Consider the following 24,873-nt stretch of genomic DNA (forward strand, 5'->3'; position numbering starts at 1 on the left):
GGCCGGGGAGACCGATTTCAGTAACTCTCGAGCGTGGCGCTGGCCAAACCGGGAAAGTCTGTAATCAGGCTGTCTACGCCGAAGTCGGCGAGCCTGCGCATCAGCGCAGGCTCGTTGACTGTCCATACCGACACATGCAAGCCCTGACGCTGCGCCCGTTGCAGCCGCTCGGGGGTGCAGAGTGTCCAGTTCAGCGCCAGAATCTCGCAGCCGTAGCTTTGCGCGACCTTCAACGGGTCGAGCCAGGCGTATTCGGCGACCAGCCCGCGGGACAGATCCGGGGTCAATTCGACAGCCGCCTTGAGCACTTCCCGTGAGCTGGAGGTGACGGTGACCTTGTCCAGCAGGCCGAAACGCTGCGCCATCTCGCGAATCGCCAGCACCGTGGTGGCGGCACGAGTGCGCGAAGCGCTCTTGACCTCCAGCTGCCAGTGCTCGAAGTCGCATTTTTCGAACAGTTCTTCCAGGCGCGGGATCGGGCAGGGCGTGACCCAGCCCGGGCCGCCCTTGCGAGCGTCATAGGACACCAGTTCTTCGGCGCTGTGTTCGACCACCTTGCCGCGGCGGTCGGTGGTGCGCTTGAGGGTCGGGTCGTGGATCACCATCAACTCGCCGTCCATGGACAGGTGCAGGTCCAGTTCGCAGCGGCGCACGCCATGCTTGAGGCACTGCTGGAAGCTGGTCAGGGTGTTTTCCGGTGCTTCGCCTTTAGCGCCGCGGTGGCCATAAATCAGGGTCACGATTGCTCCTTCACGGAAATTTTTCCATTAGATGGTCAGTGCTGCGAGGTGGGGCCGCAGGTCAATCGGCTGCCGGGTCGTTCTGCTCTCGGGCCTGGCGACGTTCCTGGGCTTGCTTCTGCAGGATATAGCGCGCCAGCAACTGGCGTTGGGCGTCGGTCAATGATTCGAACTCGGTGCCGATTTCGAACGTGCCGAAACTGCGGGTTTCGCAATGGGTGACCTTGGCCCGCAACAACAGGCCCAAGGCCTGGGGCATCAGCAGCAGCTTGACCGCCAGGTGGGTGCCGGCCGGGTAGGACAGGTGATGTTCGAATTCGATGCCGCCTTCGGAGAGAATCACCCGCTGCGGCTCGCCGAACTTGCCGAGCACAGTTTGCGCCACCACCTGGCTGAGCAGGTCGATGCGCTTGTTCATGGACTTGAGGTAGTTGGCCAGGGTCCGGTCACGCTCGCTGACCTGGCGCAGCAGGTGCTGCGATTCGAATTCGCTCAGATGCAGTTCGCTGAGCAGGTTGAACAGCGGCGACGCATCCTGCAACACTTCCTTGCTCGCCGCTTCGTGGGCGGACAAGGGGCTAATTTCCAGTGCGATCGTGTCCTCGATACGGTAGTATTCGCGGCGATCTTCTTCATCTAATGTCGACATGGCGAACCCATGGTAGCGGCGGTGGTCTGAGTGTAAAGCTGCTTACCAGGACCCGCCACAAGGACGTCTTCTTTTCCTCCGAACAAGCCCCGACATGTTCAGACCTCTCTTCGTATTTATTGGCACGCGTTATACCCGTGCAAAGCGCCGCAATCATTTCGTGTCATTCATTTCCCTGACCTCGATGATCGGACTCGCCCTTGGCGTGGTCGTGATGATCGTCGTGCTGTCGGTGATGAACGGCTTCGACCATGAGATGCGCACCCGCGTGCTGGGCATGGTGCCCCACGCGACCATCGAATCCGGTGAGCCGATCAGCGACTGGCAAGGCCTGGCCGACAAGGTCAAGCAGAACCCCAAGGTGCTGGCGGTTGCGCCGTTCACCCAGATGCAGGGGTTGCTGACCAATAACGGCCAGGTGCAGAAAGTCCTGCTCAACGCCATCGATCCGGCCAAGGAACGCCAGGTTTCGATCATCGATAACTTCATGAAGCAGGGCAAGCTGGACGACCTGGCCCCCGGCAGCTTCGGCATCGTGATCGGCGACAAGGCCGCGACCAAGCTGGGGGTTGGCCTGGGCGACAAGCTGACCTTTGTCGCGCCCGAGGTCACGGTGACCCCGGCCGGGATGTTCCCGCGCATGAAGCGTTTTACCGTGGTCGGCATCTTCCATGTCGGCGCCGGCGAGCTGGACGGCTATCTGGGCCTGACCAACCTCGACGACCTGGGCCGCCTGCACCGCTGGAAACCGGACCAGGTGCAGGGCCTGCGCCTGAAGTTCGACGACCTGTTCCTGGCGCCACGCACCGCCTGGGAAATTGCCGAGCAACTGGGCGAGAACCAGTACTACGCCCGTGATTGGACCCGTACCCACGGCAACCTGTACCAGGCCATCCGCATGGAAAAAGCCATGATCGGCCTGCTGTTGCTGCTGATCGTCGCCGTGGCCGCCTTCAACATCATCTCCACCCTGGTGATGGTGGTGAACGACAAGAAGGGCGATATCGCGATCCTCCGTACCCTGGGTGCGACGCCGGCCAGCATCATGGCGACCTTCATGGTCCAGGGCACGGTGATCGGCGTGATCGGTACCTTGATCGGCGCCGTGGTCGGGATGTTCGCGGCGTTGAACGTGAGCGCGGCGATCTCCGCCCTCGAAGGCTTGATCGGGCACAAATTCCTCAATGCCGACGTGTACTTCATCGACTACCTGCCATCGCAACTGATGGCCGAGGATGTGTTGATGGTCTGCGGCGCGGCACTGGTCCTGAGTTTCCTCGCCACCCTGTATCCAGCCTGGCGTGCCGCGCGCACCCAGCCGGCGGAGGCGCTACGTTATGAGTGAGTTGGGCATGAGTGAAAAAGCAATTCTGAGCTGCCGCGACCTGGGCAAGTCCTACGAGGAAGGTCCGGAATCGGTGGTGGTGTTGTCCGGCCTGCAACTGGAGTTGCACCCGGGCGAGCGGGTGGCGATCGTCGGTACCTCAGGTTCGGGCAAAAGTACCTTGCTCAACCTGCTGGGTGGCCTCGACACGCCGACCAAGGGCAGCGTCTGGCTCGACGGCGAGGAGCTTTCGGCGCTGAGCGAGAAGGGCCGCGGCCTGCTGCGCAACCGCGCCCTCGGCTTTGTCTACCAGTTCCACCACCTGCTGCCGGAATTCACCGCCCTGGAAAACGTCTGCATGCCGCTGCTGATCGGCAAGACCGCGATCCCGGAAGCTCGTCAGCGGGCCACCGCCTTGCTGGAGCGGGTAGGGCTGGCCCATCGCCTGGAACACAAGCCGGCGGAACTGTCCGGTGGTGAGCGCCAGCGTGTGGCTATCGCCCGTGCCCTGGTCAACAAGCCAGGGCTGGTGATGCTCGACGAGCCGACCGGCAACCTCGACTCCCACACCGCGCAAGGCATCCAGGACTTGATGCTGGAACTCAGCACCTCGATGCGTACCGCGTTCCTGGTGGTGACCCACGACATGAACCTGGCTCGCCAGATGGACCGCGTCCTGCACCTGCAGGAAGGTTTCCTGACGCCCATCTGATTGGTCGCAACCCGGCGCCTGAAACAGGTGCCGGGTCTTTAATTTCCATACGGTGCCCCAGCGAATGTTCAGACCGTTATCGATCTTTATCGGCACGCGCTATACCCGCGCCAAGCGCCGCAATCGCTTTGTTTCTTTCATCTCCATGACCTCGATGATCGGCCTCGCCCTGGGCGTGCTGGCGATGATCGTGGTGTTGTCGGTGATGAACGGTTTCCAGCGCGAAATGAGCTCGCGCATCCTCGGCATGGTGCCCCACGCCACCATCGTCGGCGTCAAACCGATCGACGACTGGCAGCCGGTGGCCGCCGCAGCGATGAAAAATCCCGAGGTGACGGCCGCGGTGCCGTTCACCGAGATGGAAGGCATGCTCTCCTACAAGGGCTCGATGCAGCCGATCCAGATCAGCGGCATCGACCCGGCCCAGGAAGGCAAGGTGTCCATCGTTGCCCAGCACATCGTCCAGGGCCGTCTGGATGCCTTGAAGCCGGGCGAGTTCGGGGTGGTGATCGGTGAGATCACGGCACGGCGTTTCCGCCTGAATGTTGGCGACAAGCTGACCCTGATCGTGCCGGAAATCAGCTCCGCGCCGGGCGGCATCACCCCGCGCATGCAGCGCTTGAACGTAGTCGGCGTGTTCAAGGTCGGGGCCGAGCTCGACGGTTCCATGGGCCTGATCCATGTGGCCGATGCCGCCGAGATGCAGCACTGGCAGCCGAACCAGGTGCAGAGCGTGCGCCTGGCGGTCAAGGACCTGTACGCCGCGCCCAAGGTTTCCGGCGATATCGCGGCCAGCCTGGGCGCTGGCTTCAAGGCCGATGACTGGACCCACACCCAGGGCAGCCTGTTCAGTGCGATGAAGATGGAAAAGACCATGATCGGCCTGTTGCTCTTGATGATCGTGGCCGTGGCCGCGTTCAACATCATCGCCACGCTGATCATGGTGGTGAATGACAAGGGTGCGGACATCGCGATCCTGCGCACCATCGGCGCCACGCCACGGCAGATCATGGCGATCTTCATGGTCCAGGGTACGGTGATCGGTATCGTCGGCACCTTGATCGGCGGCGTGCTGGGGGTGATCGCGGCGTTGAACGTCAGTGCGCTGGTGGGTTGGCTGGAGCGGGTCAGCGGCCAGCACATCTTCAGTTCCGACGTGTACTTCGTCAGCAACCTGCCTTCCGAGCTGCAGGGCGGCGACGTGGCCCTGATCTGCACCGCGGGTTTTGTCCTGAGCTTCCTGGCGACCCTGTATCCAGCCTGGCGCGCGGCGAAGGTCGAGCCGGCGACTGCATTGCGTTATTCGTAATCTCGCTATCGCGAGCAAGTTCGCTCCTATGGGGGGAGCTTGCTCGCCAGCCCTGCGCTATTCCTGCCTCGGCAACTCAATCACAAAGCTCGTCCGGCCCTGCGCCGATTCGCAATGAATCTGCCCGCCATGGGCACGGATGATCGATTGGGTGATGGCCAGTCCCAAGCCCGCATGTTCACTGCTGCCTTCATGGCGCGCCGGGTCGACGCGGTAGAAGCGGTCGAACAGCCGTGGCAAGCGTTCAGGCGCAATGCCTTCGCCGGTGTTTTCCACCCGCAGGTATGAACCCTTGGCGGTCTCGCCAAGTCGCACCCGCACTTCGCCGCCGGCCGGGGTGAAGCGCAGGGCATTGTCCAGCAGGTTGGCAAGGGCGCGGCGCAACATGCTGCGGTCGCCCTGGATCTTCGCACTACCTTCGCGCCCCAGGGCGATACCGGCGTCTTCGGCCAGCGGCGTATAGAACTCCAGCAGCATGTCGGTTTCCTCTCCCAGCTCCAGGGCTTCGCGTTTCGGCGTCAGCAGGCCGTGGTCGGCCTTGGCCAGGTAGAGCATGTCGTTGACCAACTGGGCCATCCATTGCAGCTCTTCGAGGTTGCTGTGCAGGGCTTCGCGATAGTCTTCCAGCGCCCGTGGGCGGGTGAGGGTGACCTGGGTATGGGTCAGCAGGTTCGACAGCGGGGTGCGCAGTTCATGGGCGATGTCTGCCGAGAACGCGGAGAGGCGCTGGAAGGAGTCGTCCAGGCGCCCGAGCATGGCATTGAAGGCATGGGCCAGTTCGGCCAGTTCGCCGGGCATCTGCTGCTCCGGCAGGCGCTGGGTCAGGGAGCTGGCGGACACGCCCGCGGCGACCTCGCTCATCCGCCGCAGCGGACGCAAGCCGCTGCGCGCGGCCCAGGCCCCGAGCAGCGCGGTGGCCAGGGCCGAGAGGCCGACGGTCAGCCAGATCAGGTGCTGCATACGCTGCAGAAAGTGCTGGTGGTGGGTGATGTCGAGCATCAGGGTCAGCTCTGGCGAGCCGGCCTGGCCAGGCTCCAGGGCCGCACTGTAGACACGGTAGGCGGTGCCGTCATGTTGCAGACTGTGCAGTCCGCTCGGCTGGGCCGAAGTGGCCGGCAGTGCCTTGGCGCTGTCGAACCAGACGGCGCTGTCCGCCCCTGTGACCCGCAGCGTCAGGTCCGGTTGATGGCTGAGTTCATCCTGCAACTGCGCCTTGCGTTCGGCAAAGCGTTGCGGGGTGTCGGCGCCCTCCAGCGCACTGCGCATGGCGATGAGCTTGCCCTCCAGCAGTTGCTGGTCGAGTTCGATGAAGTGCGCCTCGCTGGCGCGGCTGAACAGCACCCCGGCGAGCAACGAAACCACCGCGGTGCAGCCGGCGAACAACAAGGCCAGGCGGCCGCTCAGGGACAAGCGGCGCATCAGGCCTGGCGCTCTTCGAGCACGTAGCCCATGCCACGCACGGTGTGGATCAGTTTGTTCGGGTAATCGTCATCGATCTTCAGGCGCAAGCGGCGGATCGCCACCTCGATGACGTTGGTGTCGCTGTCGAAGTTCATGTCCCAGACCTGGGAGGCGATCAGCGTCTTGGGCAGCACTTCACCCTGGCGCCGCAGGAGCATTTCCAGCAACGAGAATTCCTTGGCGGTGAGGTCGATGCGCTGGCCGTTGCGTTCGACCCGTCGGCGAATCAGGTCCAGGCGCAGGTCCGCCAGTTGCAGGGTGGTTTCCTGGGGCGTGGAGCTGCCGCGACGCAGCAGGCTGCGGACCCGGGCCAGCAGTTCGGAGAAGGCGAAAGGCTTGACCAGGTAATCGTCGGCGCCCAGCTCCAGGCCGTGGACCCGGTCTTCCACGGCATCGCGCGCGGTCAGGAACAGCACCGGTATCTCCAGCCCGGCGCCGCGCACGGCTTGCAGGATCTGCCAGCCATCGCGGCCCGGCAGCATCACGTCGAGAATCAACAGGGAATAGTCGCCGGTCAACGCCAGGTGTTGGCCGGTGGTGCCATCGGCCACCAGTTCGGCGTTGAAGCCTGCCTCGCTCAGGCCCTGGCGCAGGTAGTGGCCGGTTTTCGGTTGGTCTTCGACGATCAGCAGTTTCATGGGCGGCTCATGGCAAATGGAACGCGGGCTTTATACCCTGGGTGACGGCCGCAGGGCACAAGCTGACAAAGTTGTAATCTAGCAGTCAGCTGGCTGGCAGCGCTGCGGCCTTAGAGTTTCACACAAGCTGAACCTCATCTTGTTGGAGTGCGATTATGTTTTTGTCCAAGGGTGTTTTACCTCGTTCGTTGACGCTGGCCGCGTGTTTGCTGGCATTGGGTGCGCCGGCCTGGGCATCGCCGGCGCAGACCTACGATTTCGGTCAGGCGGCCTCGGCGGCCAAGGCCACGCGTACGGTGGAAGTGGTCATGAACGACATGTCCTACACCCCCAAGAGCCTGGACATCAAGGCTGGCGAAACCGTGCGTTTTGTCTTGATCAACAAGGGCCAGTTGCTGCATGAGCTCAATATCGGTACCGCGACCATGCATGCCGAGCACCAGCAGGAAATGCTGAAGATGCAGCAGAGCGGCATGCTCACGCCCACCGCGATGAAGAGCATGCCCGCCGGGGCCATGGATCACGCCGCCATGGGCCATGGCGCGATGCCCGGTATGAAGCACGATGACCCGAACAGTGTGCTGGTGGAGCCAGGCAAGACCGCTGAGCTGACCTGGACCTTCAGCAAGGCCGGCAGCCTGGAGTTCGCCTGCAATATCCCGGGGCACTATCAGGCAGGTATGGTCGGCAAGCTGACGGTCAGCCAGTAAGCGCCTGGGGCTCAAAGGCGGAGGCAAAGACTGATAGAATCGCCTGATTCTTCAGTCAGGTTTCCGCCATGCATCCCGCAGCCGAACATTCGCCGCTGGGCAAGTCCAGTGAATACGTCTCCACCTACACGCCATCCTTGCTGTTCCCAATCCCGCGGGCGGCAAAATGGGCCGAGCTGGGCCTGAGCGCCGACACCCTGCCTTATAAAGGCGTGGACTTCTGGAACTGCTTCGAGCTGTCGTGGCTGTTACCCTCCGGCAAGCCGGTGGTGGCCATCGCCGAGTTCAGCATTCCGGCGGACTCACCGAACATCATCGAGTCGAAGTCGTTCAAGCTGTACCTCAACTCGCTGAACCAGACCCCTTTCGCGGATCGCCAGAGCCTGGAGGAAACCTTGCGTGCCGACCTCTCTGCGGCGGCCGGCAAGCCGGTGGGCGTGCGCATCCGCAGCCTGGGCGAAGTGGAGGCGGAAGGTGTGGTGGCCTTGCCGGGTGCCTGCATCGATGAGCTGGATATCAGCGTCAGCAGCTATGAACACCCACGTCCGGAACTGCTGCAGTGCGACAGGTCGCGAATCGTCGAGGAGAGCGTGCACAGCCATCTGCTCAAATCCAATTGCCCAGTCACCAGCCAGCCGGACTGGGGCAGCGTGGTGGTGGAGTACCGTGGCCCGGCGCTGGACCACGCCAGCCTGCTGGCCTATCTGGTGAGCTTCCGCCAGCACTCGGACTTCCATGAGCAATGCGTGGAGCGGATCTTCCTCGACCTGCAGCGTTTGCTGCAGCCGGAGAAGCTGACGGTGTACGCGCGTTATGTGCGTCGAGGCGGCCTGGACATTAACCCGTACCGCAGCACCGAAACCGCGAGTTTCGCCAACTTCCGACTGGTTCGCCAGTAATGAAAAGCCCCGCTCTGGTAGTGGGGCTTTTTTGTCTGTAAGGGGTTAAATCCCCATGTTGCCGAGAGTTTGCACGATGTTGCGCAAGGTGCCGGCAATGGCGGGGTGTTCAAGCTCGAAGCGTTCGACGGCGAGGTTGACCCCGTCGGCCAGGCTGGTGTCCTGGGTGGCGTTTTCCAGTTTGAGCTCGAGCTCGATCTGTTGCATCAATTCCTGCAGATTGGCGCGTTCTGCTTCCGAAAGCGGTGGGTTCTGCTCCAATTGCTCGCGCAGGGTATTGAGCTGTTCTTGCAGTTCGCGGGCAGGCATGGCGTTCTCCCTTCATTGATAGGCACAGCCATGGACCGCGCCGATTCGCTAAAGGTCCATGTCTGAGCCTTAGCGTAATCCACTCGCGGGCAATGTGCATGATCTTGATCAAGTCAGGGTTTTTCACCTTTCTGGCGACGCTGGCTGATATCGGCCAGGCAGGTTGGCAGCTCGCCCAGATGGTCGATCACCGAGTGCACGCCGAGGCTGAATAGATGCAGGGTGGCCTTGCCGCGCTTGAGCTCGCGCTCCTGCTGGCTCAGCGCCTGCCATTGCGTCGGGCTCATGCCGCAGAGCGAACCGCAGGACGCCAGGCCGATGGTCCACAGGCCGGCGTTGAGGCCAGATTGCAGCAGGCGCGGTTCGCCGCTGACCAGCACGCAGCCGTCCAGCCGGCTGACATTCAGGGCCATCAGCGCCTGCCAGCAGGCATCGGGAGCCGGCCAGCGGGAGCCTGTGTTGGGGGAGGGGGTGACCCAGTCGGGTAGTGAACTTGCCAGGTGCTGGCTGAGGGGGGCGGGCAACTCGTCGAGCCAGGCGCAGGGCACGCCCTGGTGTTGCAGGCTGTGCAGAATGTCCAGGGCGCCGTGAGTGGCGTGGGCCTGTTCCAGGACCGGGTGGTCGGCGCTATGCAGGCGCATCCGCGCGCCGAAATCCACCAGGCAACCGCTGAGGCCAAAGAGCACGGCGGTCAAGGTGGGGGCGGATACAGGCAAGGCTTCGGCGTGAGGCATCGTGACGTCCCTGAAATACCTTGCAAGAGTATCGGCGACAGATGACCGTTGGATGACATCCCTGTGAACAGGCCATGCAAACGAGGGGGAGAGGGCGAAGCACTGCACCAGTGCTGCATAAATGGATATATCCGACTTATACTAGCGCGCTTACCGCCAGGGCATAGCGCCCGCGACAGTACAATCCAAGGAGTTTCTGCTATGCGCTGGAGCAATCGTCTCGTTCAGCTTATGTGTGCCGGCATGCTGCTGGTGCCGGTTATGACCCACGCTGCGGAAGACGATCCGTGGGAAAGCATCAACCGCCCGATCTTCACGTTCAACGACACCATCGACACCTATGCGCTGAAACCTCTGGCGCAAGGTTATCAGGCAGTAACGCCGCAGTTTCTCGAAGACGGCATTCACAACTTCTTCCGTAATATCGGTGATGTCGGCAACCTGGCCAACGATATCCTGCAAGCCAAGCCCCATGCCGCTGCCGTCGACACCGCGCGGCTGTTGATGAACACCACCATTGGTGTGGCGGGTTTCTTCGATGTGGGCACCAAGATGGGCTTGCAACGTAACGATGAAGACTTCGGCCAGACCCTGGGTTACTGGGGCGTCGGCAGTGGTCCTTACGTGATGCTGCCGTTCTTCGGTCCGAGCACCCTGCGCGATGCGCCGGCCAAGTATGTGGACAGCTTCACCGACGGTTACCGTTATGTGAACGACGTGCCGGTGCGTAACAGCGTGTTTGCCCTGGAGGTCGTCGACACCCGCGCGAGCCTGCTGTCGAGCGAGAAGCTGATCAGTGGCGACAAGTACACCTTCATTCGCAATGCGTACCTGCAGAACCGCGAATTCAAGGTCAAGGACGGCAAGGTCGAAGACGATTTTTAAGCGACCTGTCCATGAAAAAGGCGGCCCTTGGGGCCGCCTTTTTTGTTGATCTTAGAATCAGTTCATCTTCAGGATTGTAAGGCCAAGTTTCTGGCCGTTGCCTTCCAGCTCGGTGACCCAGACCACTTCGGTGTCCGCTTCCAGTCCCCTGAGGGCGGCGTGCTCGGAGTCGATACGCACGCTGAGCAGGTCGCCGACCTTGAATGAGCGCGGAGCCTGAACCTGCATGCCACCGCTGGAAAGGTCGATGCAGACGGCCGCAATCACCTGGCCCTGGTGGATCAGCGTGACCTCTGCATCCACTCGCATGCGGATGTAATCGCGCTTTTCACTGTAGTCACGATCGTTTGGGCTCATAGGCTCCAACCTGCGTTTAAGTTGCGGATTTGCCTGTTCTTATAACTCCCGGTGATTTGAGGTGTAAAGACGTCCGGCGACCATCGGCATGAGCTTGAAACGCCCCGCGGATGGGAGTACCGTCTGCGCCTTAGAAGGGCACCTCTGATGGTCGAGCGTGCAGGGCTACGGGCCCTGACTCCATTTCCAGAGTGGCTAGAAAGCGAATCCAGTAGTGTGTGTCCAGGCCTCGTGCCCAGCCACCTACGCCAACCTAATTCTGGCGCCGTTTGCCCACATGCCAAAAACCAGTGCCACGCTGCTGATAATCGATGACGACGAAGTAGTGCGCGCGAGCCTCGCGGCCTATTTGGAAGACAGTGGCTTCAGCGTCCTGCAGGCCAGTAACGGTCAGCAGGGACTTCAGGTGTTCGAGCAGGAAAAGCCCGACTTGGTGATCTGCGATCTGCGCATGCCGCAGATGGGCGGCCTCGAACTTATCCGTCAGGTAACCGACATTGAACCGCAAACCCCGGTCATCGTGGTTTCCGGTGCCGGTGTGATGAACGATGCCGTCGAGGCCTTGCGCCTGGGCGCGGCGGACTACCTGATCAAGCCGCTGGAAGACCTCGCGGTGCTGGAGCACTCGGTGCGCCGGGCCCTGGATCGCGCGCGCCTGTTGCTGGAAAACCAGCGCTACCGGGAGAAGCTGGAAGCCGCCAACCGCGAGCTCGAAGCCAGCCTGAGCCTGCTGCAGGAAGATCAGAACGCCGGGCGCCAGGTGCAGATGAACATGCTGCCGGTGAGCCCATGGACCATTGATGAGTTCAAGTTCGCGCACCAGATCATTCCGTCGTTGTACCTGTCCGGCGATTTCGTCGACTACTTTCGTGTCGACGAGCGCCGCGTAGCCTTTTACCTGGCGGATGTTTCCGGGCATGGCGCGTCTTCGGCCTTTGTCACGGTGCTGCTCAAGTTCATGACCACGCGCTTGCTGTTCGAGTCCAAGCGCAACGGCACTTTGCCGGAATTCAAGCCGTCGGAAGTCCTGGGCCATATCAACCGTGGCCTGATCAGCTGTAAGCTGGGCAAACACGTGACAATGGTCGGTGGCGTCATCGACGAGGAGACGGGCTTGTTGACCTATAGCATTGGCGGACACCTGCCATTGCCTGTGTTGTACACGCCAGACAGTGTGCGTTACCTGGAAGGGCGGGGTCTGCCGGTAGGCTTGTTCAATGAAGCCACCTATGAAGACCATATTCTGGAACTGCCTCCGAGCTTCAGCTTGACGCTGATGTCTGATGGCATTCTGGACCTTTTGCCGGAACCCACACTCAAAGAGAAAGAGGCCGCCTTACCTGAACGGGTGAGAACGGCCGGCGGCAGCCTGGATGGTCTGCGGCAAGTTTTTGGATTGGCCACGCTAGGGGAGATGCCGGATGATATCGCCCTGTTGGTGTTGAGCAGGAATCTTTAATGAGTACCGGTAGAATCCAGTTCGCCGAGCAGGACGGCACCTTTGTCCTGAAGTTTATCGGTGAAGTGCGCCTGACCCTGTGTTCGGCGCTGGATGCGACTATTGAGCGAATCTTCACGGCGCTGAACTTCTCGGCGATCGTGATCGACCTGACCGAAACCCGCAGCATCGACAGCACCACCCTGGGCCTGCTGGCCAAGCTGTCGATCCTGTCGCGGCAGAAGGTCGGCCTGTTGCCGACCGTCGTCACCACCCACGAAGACATCACCCGACTGCTGCAGTCCATGGGCTTCGATCAGGTGTTCAACATCGTTGACCGTCCGATCCCATGCCCGGAATGCCTGACCGACCTGCCATCCCAGGACCAGTCGGAAGAGGTGGTGCGGCTCAAGGTGCTGGAAGCGCACAAGATCCTCATGGGCTTGAACGACTCCAACCGCGAGGCTTTCCACGATCTGGTGAATGCCCTGGAACGCAACTGATCCTATAAAGCGGCAGCACATAAAAAAGGGCGAACCCGTGAGGGTCCGCCCTTTTTGCGTTGGCGCTCGCTCGATCAGAGCTTGGCGGCCAGCAGTGCCTCGAGTTTTTCCTGGTCGCGGGCGAACTGACGGATGCCTTCGGCCAGTTTTTCGGTGGCCATGGCGTCTTCATTGGAGGCCCAGCGGAACTGTGCTTCGTTCAGGCTCTGGCGGGCTTCGCCGGCATGGCCCGGCGCCAGTTTGCGCTCCAGCTTGCCAGTGTCGGCGGCCAGTTTCTCGATCAGGTCCGGGCTGATGGTCAGACGGTCGCAGCCGGCCAGTTGCTCGATCTGGTTCAGGTTGCGGAAGCTGGCACCCATGACCACAGTCTTGTAGTCATTGGCCTTGTAGTAGTTGTAGATGCGGGTCACCGACTGCACGCCCGGATCGTCGGCGCCGGTGTAGTCGTTGCCGCTGGCCTTCTTGTACCAGTCGTAGATGCGGCCCACGAATGGCGAGATCAGGAACACCCCGGCCTCGGCGCAGGCGATCGCCTGGGCGAAGGAGAACAGCAGGGTGAGGTTGGTCTGGATGCCTTCGCGCTCCAGTTGCTCGGCGGCGCGGATGCCTTCCCAGGTGGAGGCGATCTTGATCAGCACACGGTCACGGCCGATGCCGGCCTTGTCGTACAGCTCGATCAGGCGATGGGCGCGCTTGAGCATGGCATCGGTGTCGAACGACAGGCGGGCATCCACTTCGGTGGAAATGCGGCCGGGGATCACTTTCAGGATTTCTTTGCCCACTGCGACGCCAAAACGGTCGCTGGCCAGGCCGACATCGCCCTTGACGTCACTGACGCAGGCGTTCAGCAGCTCGGCGTAACCCGGAATGGCCGCGGCCTTGAGCAACAGGGAAGGATTGGTGGTGGCGTCTACCGGTTTGACCCGGGCGATAGCGTCGAAGTCGCCGGTGTCGGCAACCACGGTGGTGAACTGCTTGAGTTGTTCCAGCTTGGAAGTCATGAGAGTGCTCTGTCCTATGGGTCTGTTGACATTACCCGAGCGCTGACAGCCGCTCAAGGGCGCGAATGCGTAACCGGATGCCTAAACGAGCCCCAAGGGCAACAACCTGAAAAACAGGTGTTTGAATGCTGGGGCGCTATCCGTTTACTACGATGCCAAAACACCCATCAGGTTCAACCCGAGCGACCGTTAGCGACCTTCGAGCAACTGCCCGGCCTGATCCAGCAGCGCCAGCGGATCCTTGGCCTTGTGAATGTCCACCGAGAGCAGCTGGCGGAACTTGCGCGCTCCCGGAAAACCGGTGCCCAACCCCAACACATGGCGAGTGATGTGGTGCATGGCGCCGCCCGTGGCCAGGTGCCTGGCGATATAAGGCCGCAACTGCGCCAACGCTTCGGCCCGGGAAATCACCGGTGCGGTGCTGCCGAACAGCTGCTGATCCACCTCGGCCAGCAAGTAGGGGTTGTGATAGGCCTCGCGGCCCAGCATCACCCCGTCGAAAGTCTGTAGATGCTCATGGCAGGCCTCCAGGGTCTTGATGCCGCCGTTGAGGACGATCTCCAGCTCGGGGAAATCCGCTTTCAACTGTGCAGCTACGTCATAACGCAGAGGAGGAATATCGCGGTTTTCCTTCGGCGACAGCCCTTCGAGAATCGCAATCCGCGCATGCACGGTAAAACTGGTGCACCCAGCCTCCCGCACCTGGCCGACGAAATCGCACAGTTCTTCATAACTGTCGCGGCCATTGATGCCGATCCGATGCTTGACCGTCACCGGAATGCTCACCGCATCGCGCATCGCCTTCACGCAATCGGCCACCAGGCCCGGATGCCCCATCAGGCACGCGCCGATCATATTGTTCTGCACCCGATCGCTCGGGCAGCCGACGTTGAGGTTCACCTCGTCGTAACCATGCTCCTGCGCCATCCGCGCGCAAGCCGCCAGATCCGCCGGCGTACTGCCACCCAACTGCAACGCCAGGGGATGCTCGGACTCGTCGTGACGCAGAAAACGCTCATGATCGCCATTGAGCAACGCACCGGTGGTGACCATCTCGGTGTAGAGCAGGGCGTGCTTGGACAGCAGGCGCAGGAAGAAGCGGCAGTGGCGGTCAGTCCAATCCATCATCGGTGCCACGGAAAAGCGGCGGGAGAGGGCTGGCGAGGCAGTTGGAGCAGGAGATAAGAGCATTGGGCAATCTGGATGGGTGAGGCGAAGGAGGGGAAGTTTATCAGGAATGGAGTTCCGGGGTTGGAAGGGCGCGCGTATCAGGAGGATGAATGGTCTTCGGTTCCTATATTCCGGTCGGTTGTATGAACAACGGCAGGCTAGTAAAAAGCGGGCGATCTTAAGGTCACCCGCTTTTTTTGTGTGATTCGATAGCCGCATGGCTAGGCGAATGTTCGCTGCATTTAAATCACTTGAAGTTGTCCGCCAGTTCCCTGGCCCGATTCCCGGCCTCTCGCCGCGCCACCTGATCCACCTCATGCCCCAGGATGGTCTTTTCCACGATCAGCGCGTGCACCTGGGTGACTCCGACGAACTTCAGCCAGGCCTCGACGTAGGGCTTCTGGAAGTCGAAGCGCTCCGCAGGCGTGTCGGATTGTGGGGAGAAGTCGAGGCCGCGGGCGTAGGCGACGACCGCGGTTTTGTTGTGCAGCAGGCCGCGCAGGCCGTGTTCGGCGGTGAAGCTGAAGAGGATGTCTTTCTGCGTGACCAGGTCAATGAAGTGCTTGAGCTTGTAGGGGATGCTGTAGTTCCACAGGGGTACGGAAAGTACCAGCAGATCGGCGTGGTGCAGGTGGGCGGCGAGGGTTTCGAGGGTGTTCCAGGCGTCTTGCTGGTCGGGGGACAGGGCCATGCCTTGCAGGCCGGCGTACTTGGCGTCCATGGCGTGCTGGTCGAATTCCGGCAGGTCCAGGCTCCACAGGTCCAGGGTGCTGACTTCGGTGTGTGGATGGTGGGTCTGATAGCGGTCGATAAAGCCTCGGGCGATTTGTTGCGAGGCGGAGCGCTCTTTGCGGGGGGAGCATTGGATATGCAGCAGGCGGGTCATGGCGGTATCTCGGATGAGGAATGCCGACATTGCAACATAGCGATTTACGGAATATAAATTGTAAATAAATGGCTGATTGATCACGTATCTTTATATGTTCGATGTTCTGTTGCTCAAGACCTTTGTAACGGTGGTGGACGAGGAAGGTTTCAGCCGTGCCGCCGAACGGCTGCACCTGACACAGTCGGCGGTCAGCGGGCATCTGCGACGCCTGGAAGAGCAGGTCGGCAAGCCGCTGCTGGCCCGTACCACGCGTTCCCAGCACTTGACTGCCGATGGCGAGCGCCTGATGGCCTATGCGCGAGCCATCCTCGCCTTGAACCGCGATGCCTGGGCCGAGCTGACGCGTTCGCCATTTCACGGCCGGGTGCGGATCGGCATGTCCGAGGACTTTGTCGAGCCCCGCCTGCTGCGCCTTTTGCAGGAGTTCGCGGCGCAGTATCCGGGCATGGAAATCGATATACAGGTGAATATTCCCGGCACGCTGCTGGAGCGCATGCAGCAGGGCGGCCTGGAGGTGGTCATAGGTTCGCTGTGTGAAACCCGTGAGCCGGGCCTGCTGTTGTGGCAGGAGCCGCTGGTATGGGCCAGTTCCGCGTATCTGGTGGGTCGCTTGCCGACTCCGCTGCCACTGGCACTGTTTCCCGAGCCATGCCCTTATCGGGCGGTAGCCCTGCAGCGTCTGGCGCAAGCGGGAATCGCCCAGCGCACGGCAATGCTTTGCCCGAGCACCGCGGCGTTGCGCACGGCGGCCCTCTCCGGGTTCGCGGTGGCGCCGATAGCCACCAGCCAGCTGGGGCAAGGGCTTGCGGTATTGGGGGCTGAGCATGGCTTGCCGGTACTGCCTGACGCGGAGTTTCGGCTGTTCACGGCCAAGGACGCCGATCAGGGCATAGTGGCTGCGTTGTCCCGGGTGATAGTGGCGTATTGTGCGGCGCGGCGGCTCTAGCCGTCGGCTTCAGCGACGCGACTGCCCGAGGGGCAGTCGCTTGAGCGGGGTTCAGAGATCCAGGCCTTCCTGGATCACGGACAACAAGGTGTCTTCATTGAGTTCGAGCGGGTCCGGCCTGGATTTACCGGAGCCGGGAACCGTCTGGATCAGCCAGTGCCCCTCTCCATGTTCGCTGCCGTTGCGCAGCAGGTAGCGTTCAGGGCCTTTGCCGTGGATTTCGACACGCCCGGCGCCACCGGTGGTGAAGCGGGCGATAGGGTCGAGGAGGATGCTTTTATGGTTGCCCTCGATCAGCAGTTGATCGATGGCATAGTTGAAGGTCGCACCAGAGGGGTGGCTCTCGAACACGCGAGTGGGGACGCGCCGGATATTCAGGCCGACCTCTGAAAGTGGAGTCAGCCAGGTCTCGACCTGGTGGTACATCTCATAGACCTGTGCAGGCCACAGCTCGATGGCCTTGTCTGCCGAGATGTCTTCCTTGGCCCAGCTGTCCTGTTTTTGTTTCAGCCTTGCGGCGAGTTCATCGACCTTACTCATTCCGACTTCCTATCGTGATGTGAGGGTAAGTGTAGTCTCGGAAGGTACTTTACCTTGGCGGAGGGTGGCCAGCGATTCATGACCATCTGTTGGATGCCGATGTTTGTATTGTGGCAGGGTGTTTTTTATATATCCCTGATGAGCATCAGAAAAATGCTCTACATTTTCAGACGTCGCCACCCTGAACTGTCCGCTATTACCTCTTAGGATTGGCCGGCCCGGCTGCATTGGATGCCTTACCCTGCCAGGATGATGCTTTGCCTATCCCGATTCACGATCCTCACCATGCCTCCGATCGAACCTTGAAACGGCTTCCGCTGCTCAAGGCCGCGGTGGTATTCATTTCGATGGTTTGCCTGTGCCTGTGCGGCCTGCTTTATCTGCAGCTGGCGCAGTCCTATCACTACGATATGGCGCGGGCGCAGGTCGCCTCGTCGAACCTGACCCGGGCCATGGCGCAACAGGCCGAGGACACCTTCATCGAGGCCGACCTGGTGCTGGCCAGCCTGGCCGACTGGATTCAGAAGGATGGTTATGGCCCTGAGCAGAAGCCTTTCCTGCAGAAGATCTTTGCGCAGAGGGCGCAAGCGCTCAAACAGCTGCATGGCCTGTTCCTGTTCGACCGGGCGGGGCATTGGGTGGTCACCTCGTTCGAGCGCTTGCCACGCAGCGCAGGCGCGGCCCATCGCGATTACTTCCGCTTTCATCAGCAGAACGCTTCCTTGCTGGCCCACGTCGGGCCTGCGATCCGCAGTCGGGAAAACGGCGAGTGGATCATTCCACTGACGCGGCGCCTGAACGACAAGCAGGGCAATTTCGAAGGCGTGCTGCTGGCCGGTATCCGGCTGGCCTATTTCGACCAGTTCTTCAAAAGCTTCGACATCGATGACAACGGCAGCATGTTCCTCGCCCTGTCCGATGGCACCCTGCTGGCGCGGCGTCCGCTGGAGGAGCGGCAGATCGGCGCATCCCTGGCGCGCGGGGAAATTTTCAGCAAGTACTTGCCTGAGTCTTCTTCGGGCACTGCGATGATTCGTTCGCTGGTCGACAGAAAGATGCGGCTCTACGGCTATCGGCAACTGGACGCCTACCCGCTGGTGGTGAGCGCGGCGAGTTCGAAGGATGCGGTCCTCAAGGACTGGTACGCCAGCGCCTACCAGTCCAGCGCCATTGTCGCCCTGGTGGTATTGGGGATCGGCCTGTTCGGCTGGGTCTTCGTGCACCAGGTACGCAACGGCGAGCGTATCGAGGCCGACCTGCGGACCGCACAGGCAGCGCTGGAGGTGATCGCGACCCATGACAGCCTGACCGGCCTGGCCAATCGCCGGCTGCTCGAGCGGGCGCTGGAAACCGAGTTCGGGCGCTGCGGGCGGCAGGCGAGCCCGCTGAGCCTGATCATGCTCGATATCGATTTCTTCAAGCGCTACAACGACACCTACGGCCATGTCGCCGGGGATCAGTGCCTGGCCGAGGTGGCGCAGGTGCTGAGGGATTGCTGTCAGCGCAAGGCCGACCTGGCGGTGCGGTATGGCGGGGAGGAATTCGTGATCCTGTTGCCCGATACCGAGATGCACGGGGCGCTGGCCATGGCCGAGCAGATTCGCTGCGGCGTCATGGAGAAAAACATCCCGCATACCGGCTCGCCCTTTGCACGAGTCACCCTCAGCCTGGGTTGCTACTGCTTCGTGCCGAACGGGCACGACAGCATCGAAGCGTTCCTCGAGCACGCCGATGCCGCGCTGTACCAGGCCAAGAAATCCGGACGCAATCGGGTGGCGATCGAGAGCGTCAGCCAACCGTTGGCCCGCTCGGATCGCTGACAGCTCGTTGCCTGTGCCTTTGGGCGCTCAGTCTTGATCCAGGTAGCCCAGCTTGTGTTCGAGGTGTTGCCTTACGCCAGGCCATTCATCGTCGATGATGCTGAAACGCACCGAGTTGCGCTTGCGGCCATCGGGCATGATCCGTTCATGGCGCACGATGCCTTCCTGTTTTGCTCCCAGGCGCAGAATGGCGTTACGCGACTTTTCATTGATTTCGTCGGTGGTGAACTGCACCCGCACACAGTCGAGCCTCTCGAAGGCGTGGCGCAGCATCAGGTACTTGGCTTCGGTGTTGACGAAGGTTTTCTGCCAGCGCGTGGCGATCCAGGTGCTGCCGATTTCCAGCTTGCGGTTCTTGCGGTCGATCTTCCAGAAGCGGGTGCAGCCGATCACCTCGTTGCTGGCCTTGAGGATCGTGGCGAAGGGCAGGACAGTACCGGCGTCGCGACCGCTGAGGGCGATCTGCAGATAGTCGTCCACCGTCGCGCTGGACGGCACCACGGTGAACGGCAGGTTCCACAACTGGCCATCCTCGGCGGCCTTGACCAGGGCGTCGGCGTCGGAGAGTTGCAGCGGTCGCAGGAGGATTCGCGGGCCTTCCAGTATGTCCATGGCAGGTTTTTTCCAGCAGTGAAGGAGTGGGCTTCGGCCGTCTATTACAGGCAGACACCTAAGCCTTGGCAAGGTCCATTCATGGGCTGTTTCGAGCAGGGATATTGGCCAAATCAATTGTCGTTTCGGGGCTTCAATGGCTTATACATAGCGCCGATACGCGACACCTCATGCATAAGGACCACCCCATGAGTCAGCCCCACCTGATGAATTTCGCGCTTTACCTGCAACGGCTCGGCTACGACAGCGCGCCGCCACCAACCCTGGCGACCTTGCGCGAGCTGCAGTTGCGCCACACCAGCACCTTCGCTTTTGAAAGCCTGTCGACCCTGTTGCGCGTGCCGGTGCCGATCGACCTGGCTTCGGTGGAGCACAAGGTCCTGCATGAGGGCCGTGGCGGCTACTGCTACGAACTCAACCAGATGTACCAGGTGCTGTTGCAGCACCTGGGCTATGAGACGCGGGGCATTACCGGGCGAGTGGTGATGGGCGGGCCGGAAGATGCCTGGTCCGCGCGCGCTCACCGCCTGGTACTGCTGATCCTGGACGGCGTGCGTTATGTCTCGGATGTCGGCTTTGGCGGCATGGTGCCCACCGCGCCGCTGCTGCTCGATACCGAGGACGAGCAGGCCACGCCCCACGAGCCCTATCGCATCACCCAGCGTGATGGCAGTTACACCCTGCGCGCCAAGGTCGCCGGCGAGTGGCGGGCGATGTATGTATTTGACCTGCAGCGGCAGGAAGCCGTGGATTACGAAATGGGTAACTGGTTCGTCTCGACCCACAAGAACTCGCCGTTTCTCGGTCAACTGAAAGTCGCGCTGATGGGCGAAGGCCTGCGCCGGACCCTGAATAACGGCAGCTACGCCGTGCATCGCCTGGGCCAGGACAGCGAGCGCCGGCAGATCACCGACCCCGACGAGTTGATTGCCTTGTTGCAGAACGAGTTCGCCATTCGGGTGCCGCAGCACCCGCGGCTGCGAGAGGTCCTTGGCGAATTGCTCGCGCTGCCGCAACCGGCCTGATCGGTCCGGGCTTCAGGGTTCCTCGGTGTCGAGGTCGATAGTCAGATAGAAATAGTCGATATCCCCCCAGGCTTCGCGGCGATCGACGAAGGTTTCCGCCGACCCCATGAATAGGCTGTAGCCCAACTGGCTGCGCGGGTCGCGGTAGAAGCCAGGCGGCGCATCCCAGACACAACAGGAGCGCCGCAGGGGCGGCATCCGGAACTGCTCGCCCAGGTAGCGTTCGGCAGCCTGGGCATCACGCCCAGCCAGGCGATAGGTGGCGCGCAGCGGCTTGGTCTGCAACTCGGGTTCGGCGTGACATTCGAGGAACTCGATAAAGGCGGGTTTGTTGCCGATCCGTGCCAGGAAGTCGCCGCAGACCGGCGCGGCCTGGGCGCCGGACGCCAGCATCAATAACGCAGGGCTGATCAGGATCGAGAGGCATCTGTTCACGTGGCGATTCCTTCCAGGCTGAGCACTCTTTTGCTGAGCAAAGCCCCCAGCCAGCTCAGGGTCAGCGCCATAAAGGCATCTGCTCATAACCATCCTTCAGCTGGCGGCGATACGTCCAGTGAGTCAGCAGCGCAATCAATGCACTGTCCAGCAGCCAGAGCGGCATCAGCAGGCGCAAGGCCGGGTGAAGGCAAAGTACACCGGCGATCGACAGCCCCAGCAGCAGGCTGCTGAACCAATTGGCCAGGCCTTTGGCGCAGAGCAGGGCGTACAGCGGGGTAAACGCCAGCGCCATGGGCAGAAAGCCGAATATCGCACCGCTGGCGACGAACAGGGCAAAGGTCCCCAGGCCAGCCCAGAAACCTTGCCACAGGCTGTCGGCGAAGCTGGTGCTGAACACGGCCAGCACAAAGCCTTGCAAGGCCAGCACCGTGCGGAAGCTGCCATAGGCGAGGCGGAAGGTATGCCAGAGATGATTCATTCGATCGCTTCCATGCGCGGACGGAGGGCGTCACCTATGTGGGCGCCGCGGGGGCTGGGATTCTATCAGGGTGGCTGTCTGGGACGGGGTTCGGCGGGAAAAAGGCAGAGGCTGGCGATCAGGTTTCGCTGGTTTTTGAGGTTGGGCGGCGCCGAATAAAGTGTATACAACTCTATAGACATTTGTCCCGACTGTTGAATACAGTGTGCCCCATAACAAAAACCAGGGAACCCCCCAACCATGAAAACGCCCTCTGTTTCACCGCAACGGCCTGAAGATGAAAACCTGGGTCTTGGCGCGAATATGGCTTACGGCCTGCAACATGTCTTGACCATGTACGGCGGTATCGTTGCGGTGCCTTTGATCGTTGGCCAGGCCGCCGGCCTGGCGCCGGCGGACATCGGTCTGCTGATCGCGGCGTCGCTGTTCGCCGGCGGTCTGGCAACTCTCCTGCAAACCCTCGGCCTGCCGTTTTTCGGCTGTCAGCTGCCGCTGGTCCAGGGCGTGTCCTTCTCGGGCGTGGCGACCATGGTGGCGATTGTCAGCAGCGGTGGCGAAGGGGGCTTCCAGTCGATTCTCGGGGCGGTGATCGCCGCCTCGTTGATCGGTCTGCTGATCACTCCGGTGTTTTCACGCATCACCAAGTTCTTTCCACCGCTGGTCACGGGCATCGTGATCACCACCATCGGCCTGACCCTGATGCCAGTGGCGGCGCGCTGGGCCATGGGTGGCAACAGCCATGCGGAAAACTTCGGCAGCATGGCCAATATCGGCCTGGCGGCGATCACCCTGGTCCTGGTGTTGCTGCTGAGCAAGATCGGCAGTGCGACCATCTCCCGGCTGTCGATCCTGCTGGCCATGGTGGTGGGCACGATCATCGCGGTGTTCCTGGGCATGGCCGATTTCTCCATGGTCACCCAGGGGCCGATGTTCGGCTTCCCGACGCCATTTCATTTCGGCATGCCGACTTTCCATTTCGCCGCCATCCTGTCGATGTGCATCGTGGTCATGGTGACCCTGGTGGAAACCTCGGCCGACATCCTCGCGGTGGGTGAGATCATCGACACCAAGGTCGACTCCAAGCGCCTGGGCAACGGCCTGCGCGCTGACATGCTGTCAAGCATGATCGCGCCGATCTTCGGCTCCTTCACCCAGAGCGCCTTTGCCCAGAACGTCGGGCTGGTGGCAGTGACCGGGATCAAGAGCCGTTATGTGGTGGCCACCGGCGGGGTGTTCCTGGTGATCCTCGGCCTGCTGCCATTCATGGGGCGGGTGATCGCCGCCGTACCGACTTCGGTGCTCGGCGGGGCCGGTATCGTGCTGTTCGGCACCGTGGCGGCCAGCGGCATCCGGACCCTGTCCAAGGTCGACTACCGCAACAACGTCAACCTGATCATCGTTGCCACCTCGATCGGCTTCGGCATGATTCCCATCGCCGCGCCGAACTTCTACGACCATTTCCCAAGCTGGTTCGCCACCATCTTCCATTCCGGCATCAGCTCCTCGGCGATCATGGCCATTGTGCTGAACCTCACCTTCAACCACTTCACCCTGGGCAACTCGGACCAGCAATCGGTGTTTGCCGTGGCGTCCGAGCGCACCCTGCGCTACCAGGACCTGGCAGCGTTGCGTGAGGGCGATTATTTCAGCGGCGGCAAGCTGCACGATGCCGAGGGCAACGAGATTCCGGTGGTGGATACGTCCCATGGCGAGCATTCTCCGGCTGCTCATCAGGCGTCGTCCCATGCCTCGGGCGCGGTCGAAACCAGCAAGGTCTAGGGTCGGCCGAATCGCCAGGCTGGACGCAATCAGTCCAGTCCTGGCCGGCTAGCTACTCCGCGACCCGCTCCGGCAGCCCTTGCCGGACCAGCGCCAAGGCGAACAGCACGACCACGGCGGCTGCCGCCGACAGCGTCAAGGGCAGGCCGTGGGCGCCACCGCTCATGGCTGCACCGCTGAGCAGCGGCCCCAGCAGGCTGCCGATCCCCCACAACAAGCCCGCGCTGGCGTTGGCCGTGACCAGGTCGGGGCCGCTGAACTCCTGGCCGATCAGGATGATCGCCAGGGTGTACACCCCGCCGGCCGCCGCGCCGAGTATCACCAGGCTCGGCCAGAGCAGCGCCGGGTAGTTCATCAGCAGCGGCAGCCCCAGGCCGATCACCAACGACACCACGCCGCAGCCCAGGTAGATGGCGGCGCGTCCGGCCTTGTCCGACAGCCAGCCCAGAGGAAACTGGAGCGCCGCATCCCCCAGCAGAATGATGCTGACCATCAGCGCCGCGAGCTTGATGGCGTAGCCGTGAGTCGCGGCGTAGACCGGAAACAGCGAGAGAATCACCGTATCGAAGAAGGCGAAGAACAGGATGCCCACGCACAGCGCTGGCGCCACCCGGATAAAGCCCAGCACCGAGAAGCTCTGGTTCTCGGTATGTCCGGCAACGGGGCGCTGGCGTGGCAGGGTCAGCCAGATCACCGCAATGGCCAGCAGGTAACCGGTGCTGACCGTGGCGATCACCGCCGGCCCCTCGGGGCCGAGCAGGGCCACCAGGCCGGGGCCGATCATCTGGAACACGGTGAAACAGGTGGTGTAGACCGCGATCACTCGGCCGCGCACGGCGTCCGCGGCCATCTCGTTGACCCAGGTTTCTCCCAGGATGATGATCAGCCCGGCGCCGAAGCCCATGACGATCCGCGCCAGCCCCAGGCCGGTCAGGCTGATCCCGGGGAGTTCCAGGGCGCCGATGCTGAGGGCGCACAGGCTGAAACACAGCAGGTAGATCTGCCGGCGGCTGAGTTTCCGGCACAGGCCGTTCACCAGGAACGCCGACAGCATCATGCCGGCGGCGGGAAGGGCCGACATGATGCCGATCTGGGTGTTCGAGGCGCCGGCCTGATACAGGCGCAAGGCAATGACCGGCACGGTGGAGCCGATGCTCAGGCCGACAATCGAGATGCCGAGGATCAGTGCGGCCAACAGAGTTTTATTCATGGAATACACCTGCACCCGATGGGGCGGGTGCTTAAAGACGGTTTGTTGTGGCGCGGCGCTTTTGCTCGGGCAGGGTTGCGGTTCGACATACGCGGGCGTAGGTCGGGCCGGGGTTCTGCGGTGCAAAGCGGCGGATGGGGCAGTGCGCAGCGAACAAGCGCTGCAGCTGTATCAGGTCCGCGCCGGCTTCAGGCGCAACGGTGGGGGTCAGGCGTGAGGGGAGAAAGTGAAGGCGAACAGCACGCTGCGGCGGCGTCGATTGATCGCGCAGTCGGATTGCGACACCGCGAAGGTCTG

At 62.1% G+C, this 24,873-nt stretch carries 27 protein-coding genes; 12 read left to right on the forward strand and 15 right to left on the reverse strand.

The window, feature by feature from the left end:
- Positions 1-17: 17 nt before the first annotated feature.
- Together J4E58_RS01515 and J4E58_RS01520 are read right to left on the reverse strand one after the other, a co-directional pair.
- A complete protein-coding gene (locus J4E58_RS01515) occupies positions 18-740 on the reverse strand; it encodes a glycerophosphodiester phosphodiesterase (protein ID WP_007926940.1) in 723 nt (240 codons plus the stop codon).
- Positions 741-801: 61 nt separating this feature from the next.
- Positions 802-1,389, reverse strand: coding sequence for a PilZ domain-containing protein (locus J4E58_RS01520; RefSeq protein WP_007926941.1), 588 nt, complete (start codon positions 1,387-1,389; stop codon positions 802-804).
- Between the two features lie 94 nt (positions 1,390-1,483).
- On the opposite strand from J4E58_RS01520, the gene J4E58_RS01525 reads away from it, so the two are divergent.
- From J4E58_RS01525 to J4E58_RS01535, 3 genes are all read left to right on the forward strand, one after another.
- Entirely contained in the window at positions 1,484-2,734 is a 1,251-nt protein-coding gene (locus J4E58_RS01525) for a lipoprotein-releasing ABC transporter permease subunit (protein ID WP_087088579.1), read from the forward strand.
- A 7-nt stretch (positions 2,735-2,741) separates the two neighbouring features.
- Positions 2,742-3,425, forward strand: a complete 684-nt coding sequence (lolD, locus tag J4E58_RS01530) for a lipoprotein-releasing ABC transporter ATP-binding protein LolD (RefSeq protein WP_164523762.1) — start codon at positions 2,742-2,744, stop codon at positions 3,423-3,425.
- Between the two features lie 64 nt (positions 3,426-3,489).
- On the forward strand, positions 3,490-4,734 hold the full coding sequence (locus J4E58_RS01535; RefSeq protein ID WP_053260313.1) for a lipoprotein-releasing ABC transporter permease subunit: 1,245 nt from the start codon (positions 3,490-3,492) through the stop codon (positions 4,732-4,734).
- A gap of 57 nt (positions 4,735-4,791) precedes the next feature.
- Here the strand turns inward: J4E58_RS01535 and J4E58_RS01540 are convergent, their stop codons facing one another.
- Both J4E58_RS01540 and J4E58_RS01545 read right to left on the reverse strand, forming a co-directional pair.
- Positions 4,792-6,153 (reverse strand): heavy metal sensor histidine kinase, encoded by a 1,362-nt coding sequence (locus tag J4E58_RS01540; protein WP_087088578.1) that lies wholly within the window; start codon positions 6,151-6,153, stop codon positions 4,792-4,794.
- The gene (locus J4E58_RS01545) at positions 6,153-6,833 is read right to left on the reverse strand and encodes a heavy metal response regulator transcription factor (protein WP_007926961.1); all 681 of its coding nucleotides are present in this window, start codon (positions 6,831-6,833) and stop codon (positions 6,153-6,155) included. The genes J4E58_RS01540 and J4E58_RS01545 overlap by 1 nt, the downstream gene beginning before the upstream one ends.
- Positions 6,834-6,988: 155 nt before the next feature.
- Here J4E58_RS01545 and J4E58_RS01550 point away from each other — a divergent pair, with 155 nt between their 5' ends.
- Together J4E58_RS01550 and queF are read left to right on the forward strand one after the other, a co-directional pair.
- Entirely contained in the window at positions 6,989-7,543 is a 555-nt protein-coding gene (locus tag J4E58_RS01550; RefSeq protein ID WP_087088576.1) for a plastocyanin/azurin family copper-binding protein, read from the forward strand.
- A 68-nt stretch (positions 7,544-7,611) separates the two neighbouring features.
- A complete protein-coding gene (gene queF, locus J4E58_RS01555) occupies positions 7,612-8,442 on the forward strand; it encodes an NADPH-dependent 7-cyano-7-deazaguanine reductase QueF (protein WP_007926963.1) in 831 nt (276 codons plus the stop codon).
- Positions 8,443-8,487: 45 nt separating this feature from the next.
- Here queF and J4E58_RS01560 read toward each other — a convergent pair whose 3' ends face one another.
- Positions 8,488-8,751: a DUF4404 family protein gene (locus tag J4E58_RS01560; RefSeq protein ID WP_007926964.1), complete on the reverse strand. Its 264-nt coding sequence runs from the start codon at positions 8,749-8,751 to the stop codon at positions 8,488-8,490.
- Positions 8,752-8,864: 113 nt separating this feature from the next.
- Positions 8,865-9,485, reverse strand: a complete 621-nt coding sequence (locus tag J4E58_RS01565) for a phosphatase (protein ID WP_087088574.1) — start codon at positions 9,483-9,485, stop codon at positions 8,865-8,867.
- A gap of 231 nt (positions 9,486-9,716) precedes the next feature.
- Here J4E58_RS01565 and J4E58_RS01570 point away from each other — a divergent pair, with 231 nt between their 5' ends.
- Positions 9,717-10,370 (forward strand): VacJ family lipoprotein, encoded by a 654-nt coding sequence (locus tag J4E58_RS01570; RefSeq protein WP_370686803.1) that lies wholly within the window; start codon positions 9,717-9,719, stop codon positions 10,368-10,370.
- 57 nt (positions 10,371-10,427) lie between these two features.
- On the opposite strand, the gene J4E58_RS01575 is transcribed toward J4E58_RS01570, so the two are convergent.
- Positions 10,428-10,727, reverse strand: coding sequence for a PilZ domain-containing protein (locus J4E58_RS01575; protein ID WP_087088570.1), 300 nt, complete (start codon positions 10,725-10,727; stop codon positions 10,428-10,430).
- A 277-nt stretch (positions 10,728-11,004) separates the two neighbouring features.
- Between J4E58_RS01575 and rssB the strand changes: the two genes are divergently transcribed.
- Together rssB and rssC are read left to right on the forward strand one after the other, a co-directional pair.
- Positions 11,005-12,186 carry a two-component system response regulator RssB gene (rssB, locus tag J4E58_RS01580; protein WP_007926968.1) on the forward strand — a complete coding sequence of 394 codons (1,182 nt, stop codon included), beginning with the start codon at positions 11,005-11,007 and terminating at the stop codon, positions 12,184-12,186.
- Positions 12,186-12,668, forward strand: a complete 483-nt coding sequence (gene rssC / locus J4E58_RS01585; protein ID WP_007926970.1) for an anti-sigma factor antagonist RssC — start codon at positions 12,186-12,188, stop codon at positions 12,666-12,668. The genes rssB and rssC overlap by 1 nt, the downstream gene beginning before the upstream one ends.
- A gap of 74 nt (positions 12,669-12,742) precedes the next feature.
- On the opposite strand, the gene tal is transcribed toward rssC, so the two are convergent.
- The 3 genes from tal to J4E58_RS01600 form a co-directional block, all read right to left on the reverse strand.
- Entirely contained in the window at positions 12,743-13,669 is a 927-nt protein-coding gene (gene tal / locus J4E58_RS01590) for a transaldolase (protein ID WP_087088568.1), read from the reverse strand.
- Between the two features lie 189 nt (positions 13,670-13,858).
- The gene (gene dusA / locus J4E58_RS01595) at positions 13,859-14,860 is read right to left on the reverse strand and encodes a tRNA dihydrouridine(20/20a) synthase DusA (RefSeq protein WP_087088566.1); all 1,002 of its coding nucleotides are present in this window, start codon (positions 14,858-14,860) and stop codon (positions 13,859-13,861) included.
- 226 nt (positions 14,861-15,086) lie between these two features.
- Positions 15,087-15,725 carry an FMN-dependent NADH-azoreductase gene (locus J4E58_RS01600; protein ID WP_087088564.1) on the reverse strand — a complete coding sequence of 213 codons (639 nt, stop codon included), beginning with the start codon at positions 15,723-15,725 and terminating at the stop codon, positions 15,087-15,089.
- 94 nt (positions 15,726-15,819) lie between these two features.
- Between J4E58_RS01600 and J4E58_RS01605 the strand changes: the two genes are divergently transcribed.
- Positions 15,820-16,674 (forward strand): LysR family transcriptional regulator, encoded by an 855-nt coding sequence (locus J4E58_RS01605; protein WP_087088562.1) that lies wholly within the window; start codon positions 15,820-15,822, stop codon positions 16,672-16,674.
- 51 nt (positions 16,675-16,725) lie between these two features.
- On the opposite strand, the gene J4E58_RS01610 is transcribed toward J4E58_RS01605, so the two are convergent.
- Positions 16,726-17,214: a hypothetical protein gene (locus J4E58_RS01610; RefSeq protein WP_087088560.1), complete on the reverse strand. Its 489-nt coding sequence runs from the start codon at positions 17,212-17,214 to the stop codon at positions 16,726-16,728.
- Positions 17,215-17,471: 257 nt separating this feature from the next.
- On the opposite strand from J4E58_RS01610, the gene J4E58_RS01615 reads away from it, so the two are divergent.
- The gene (locus tag J4E58_RS01615; RefSeq protein ID WP_087088558.1) at positions 17,472-19,034 is read left to right on the forward strand and encodes a sensor domain-containing diguanylate cyclase; all 1,563 of its coding nucleotides are present in this window, start codon (positions 17,472-17,474) and stop codon (positions 19,032-19,034) included.
- 27 nt (positions 19,035-19,061) lie between these two features.
- Here the strand turns inward: J4E58_RS01615 and J4E58_RS01620 are convergent, their stop codons facing one another.
- Positions 19,062-19,646, reverse strand: coding sequence for a GNAT family N-acetyltransferase (locus J4E58_RS01620; protein ID WP_087088556.1), 585 nt, complete (start codon positions 19,644-19,646; stop codon positions 19,062-19,064).
- 188 nt (positions 19,647-19,834) lie between these two features.
- On the opposite strand from J4E58_RS01620, the gene J4E58_RS01625 reads away from it, so the two are divergent.
- Entirely contained in the window at positions 19,835-20,671 is an 837-nt protein-coding gene (locus tag J4E58_RS01625; protein ID WP_087088554.1) for an arylamine N-acetyltransferase, read from the forward strand.
- Between the two features lie 12 nt (positions 20,672-20,683).
- Here the strand turns inward: J4E58_RS01625 and J4E58_RS01630 are convergent, their stop codons facing one another.
- Entirely contained in the window at positions 20,684-21,106 is a 423-nt protein-coding gene (locus J4E58_RS01630) for a DUF4952 domain-containing protein (RefSeq protein WP_087088552.1), read from the reverse strand.
- 61 nt (positions 21,107-21,167) lie between these two features.
- Positions 21,168-21,587 carry a hypothetical protein gene (locus J4E58_RS01635; protein ID WP_087088550.1) on the reverse strand — a complete coding sequence of 140 codons (420 nt, stop codon included), beginning with the start codon at positions 21,585-21,587 and terminating at the stop codon, positions 21,168-21,170.
- A gap of 240 nt (positions 21,588-21,827) precedes the next feature.
- Between J4E58_RS01635 and J4E58_RS01640 the strand changes: the two genes are divergently transcribed.
- Positions 21,828-23,366 (forward strand): nucleobase:cation symporter-2 family protein, encoded by a 1,539-nt coding sequence (locus J4E58_RS01640; protein ID WP_087088548.1) that lies wholly within the window; start codon positions 21,828-21,830, stop codon positions 23,364-23,366.
- Positions 23,367-23,418: 52 nt separating this feature from the next.
- Here the strand turns inward: J4E58_RS01640 and J4E58_RS01645 are convergent, their stop codons facing one another.
- Positions 23,419-24,576 (reverse strand): MFS transporter, encoded by a 1,158-nt coding sequence (locus J4E58_RS01645; RefSeq protein WP_087088546.1) that lies wholly within the window; start codon positions 24,574-24,576, stop codon positions 23,419-23,421.
- Positions 24,577-24,873: the final 297 nt, after the last annotated feature.

This window comes from Pseudomonas sp. FW305-25, from assembly GCF_017351415.1.
GTDB lineage: Bacteria > Pseudomonadota > Gammaproteobacteria > Pseudomonadales > Pseudomonadaceae > Aquipseudomonas > Aquipseudomonas chlororaphis.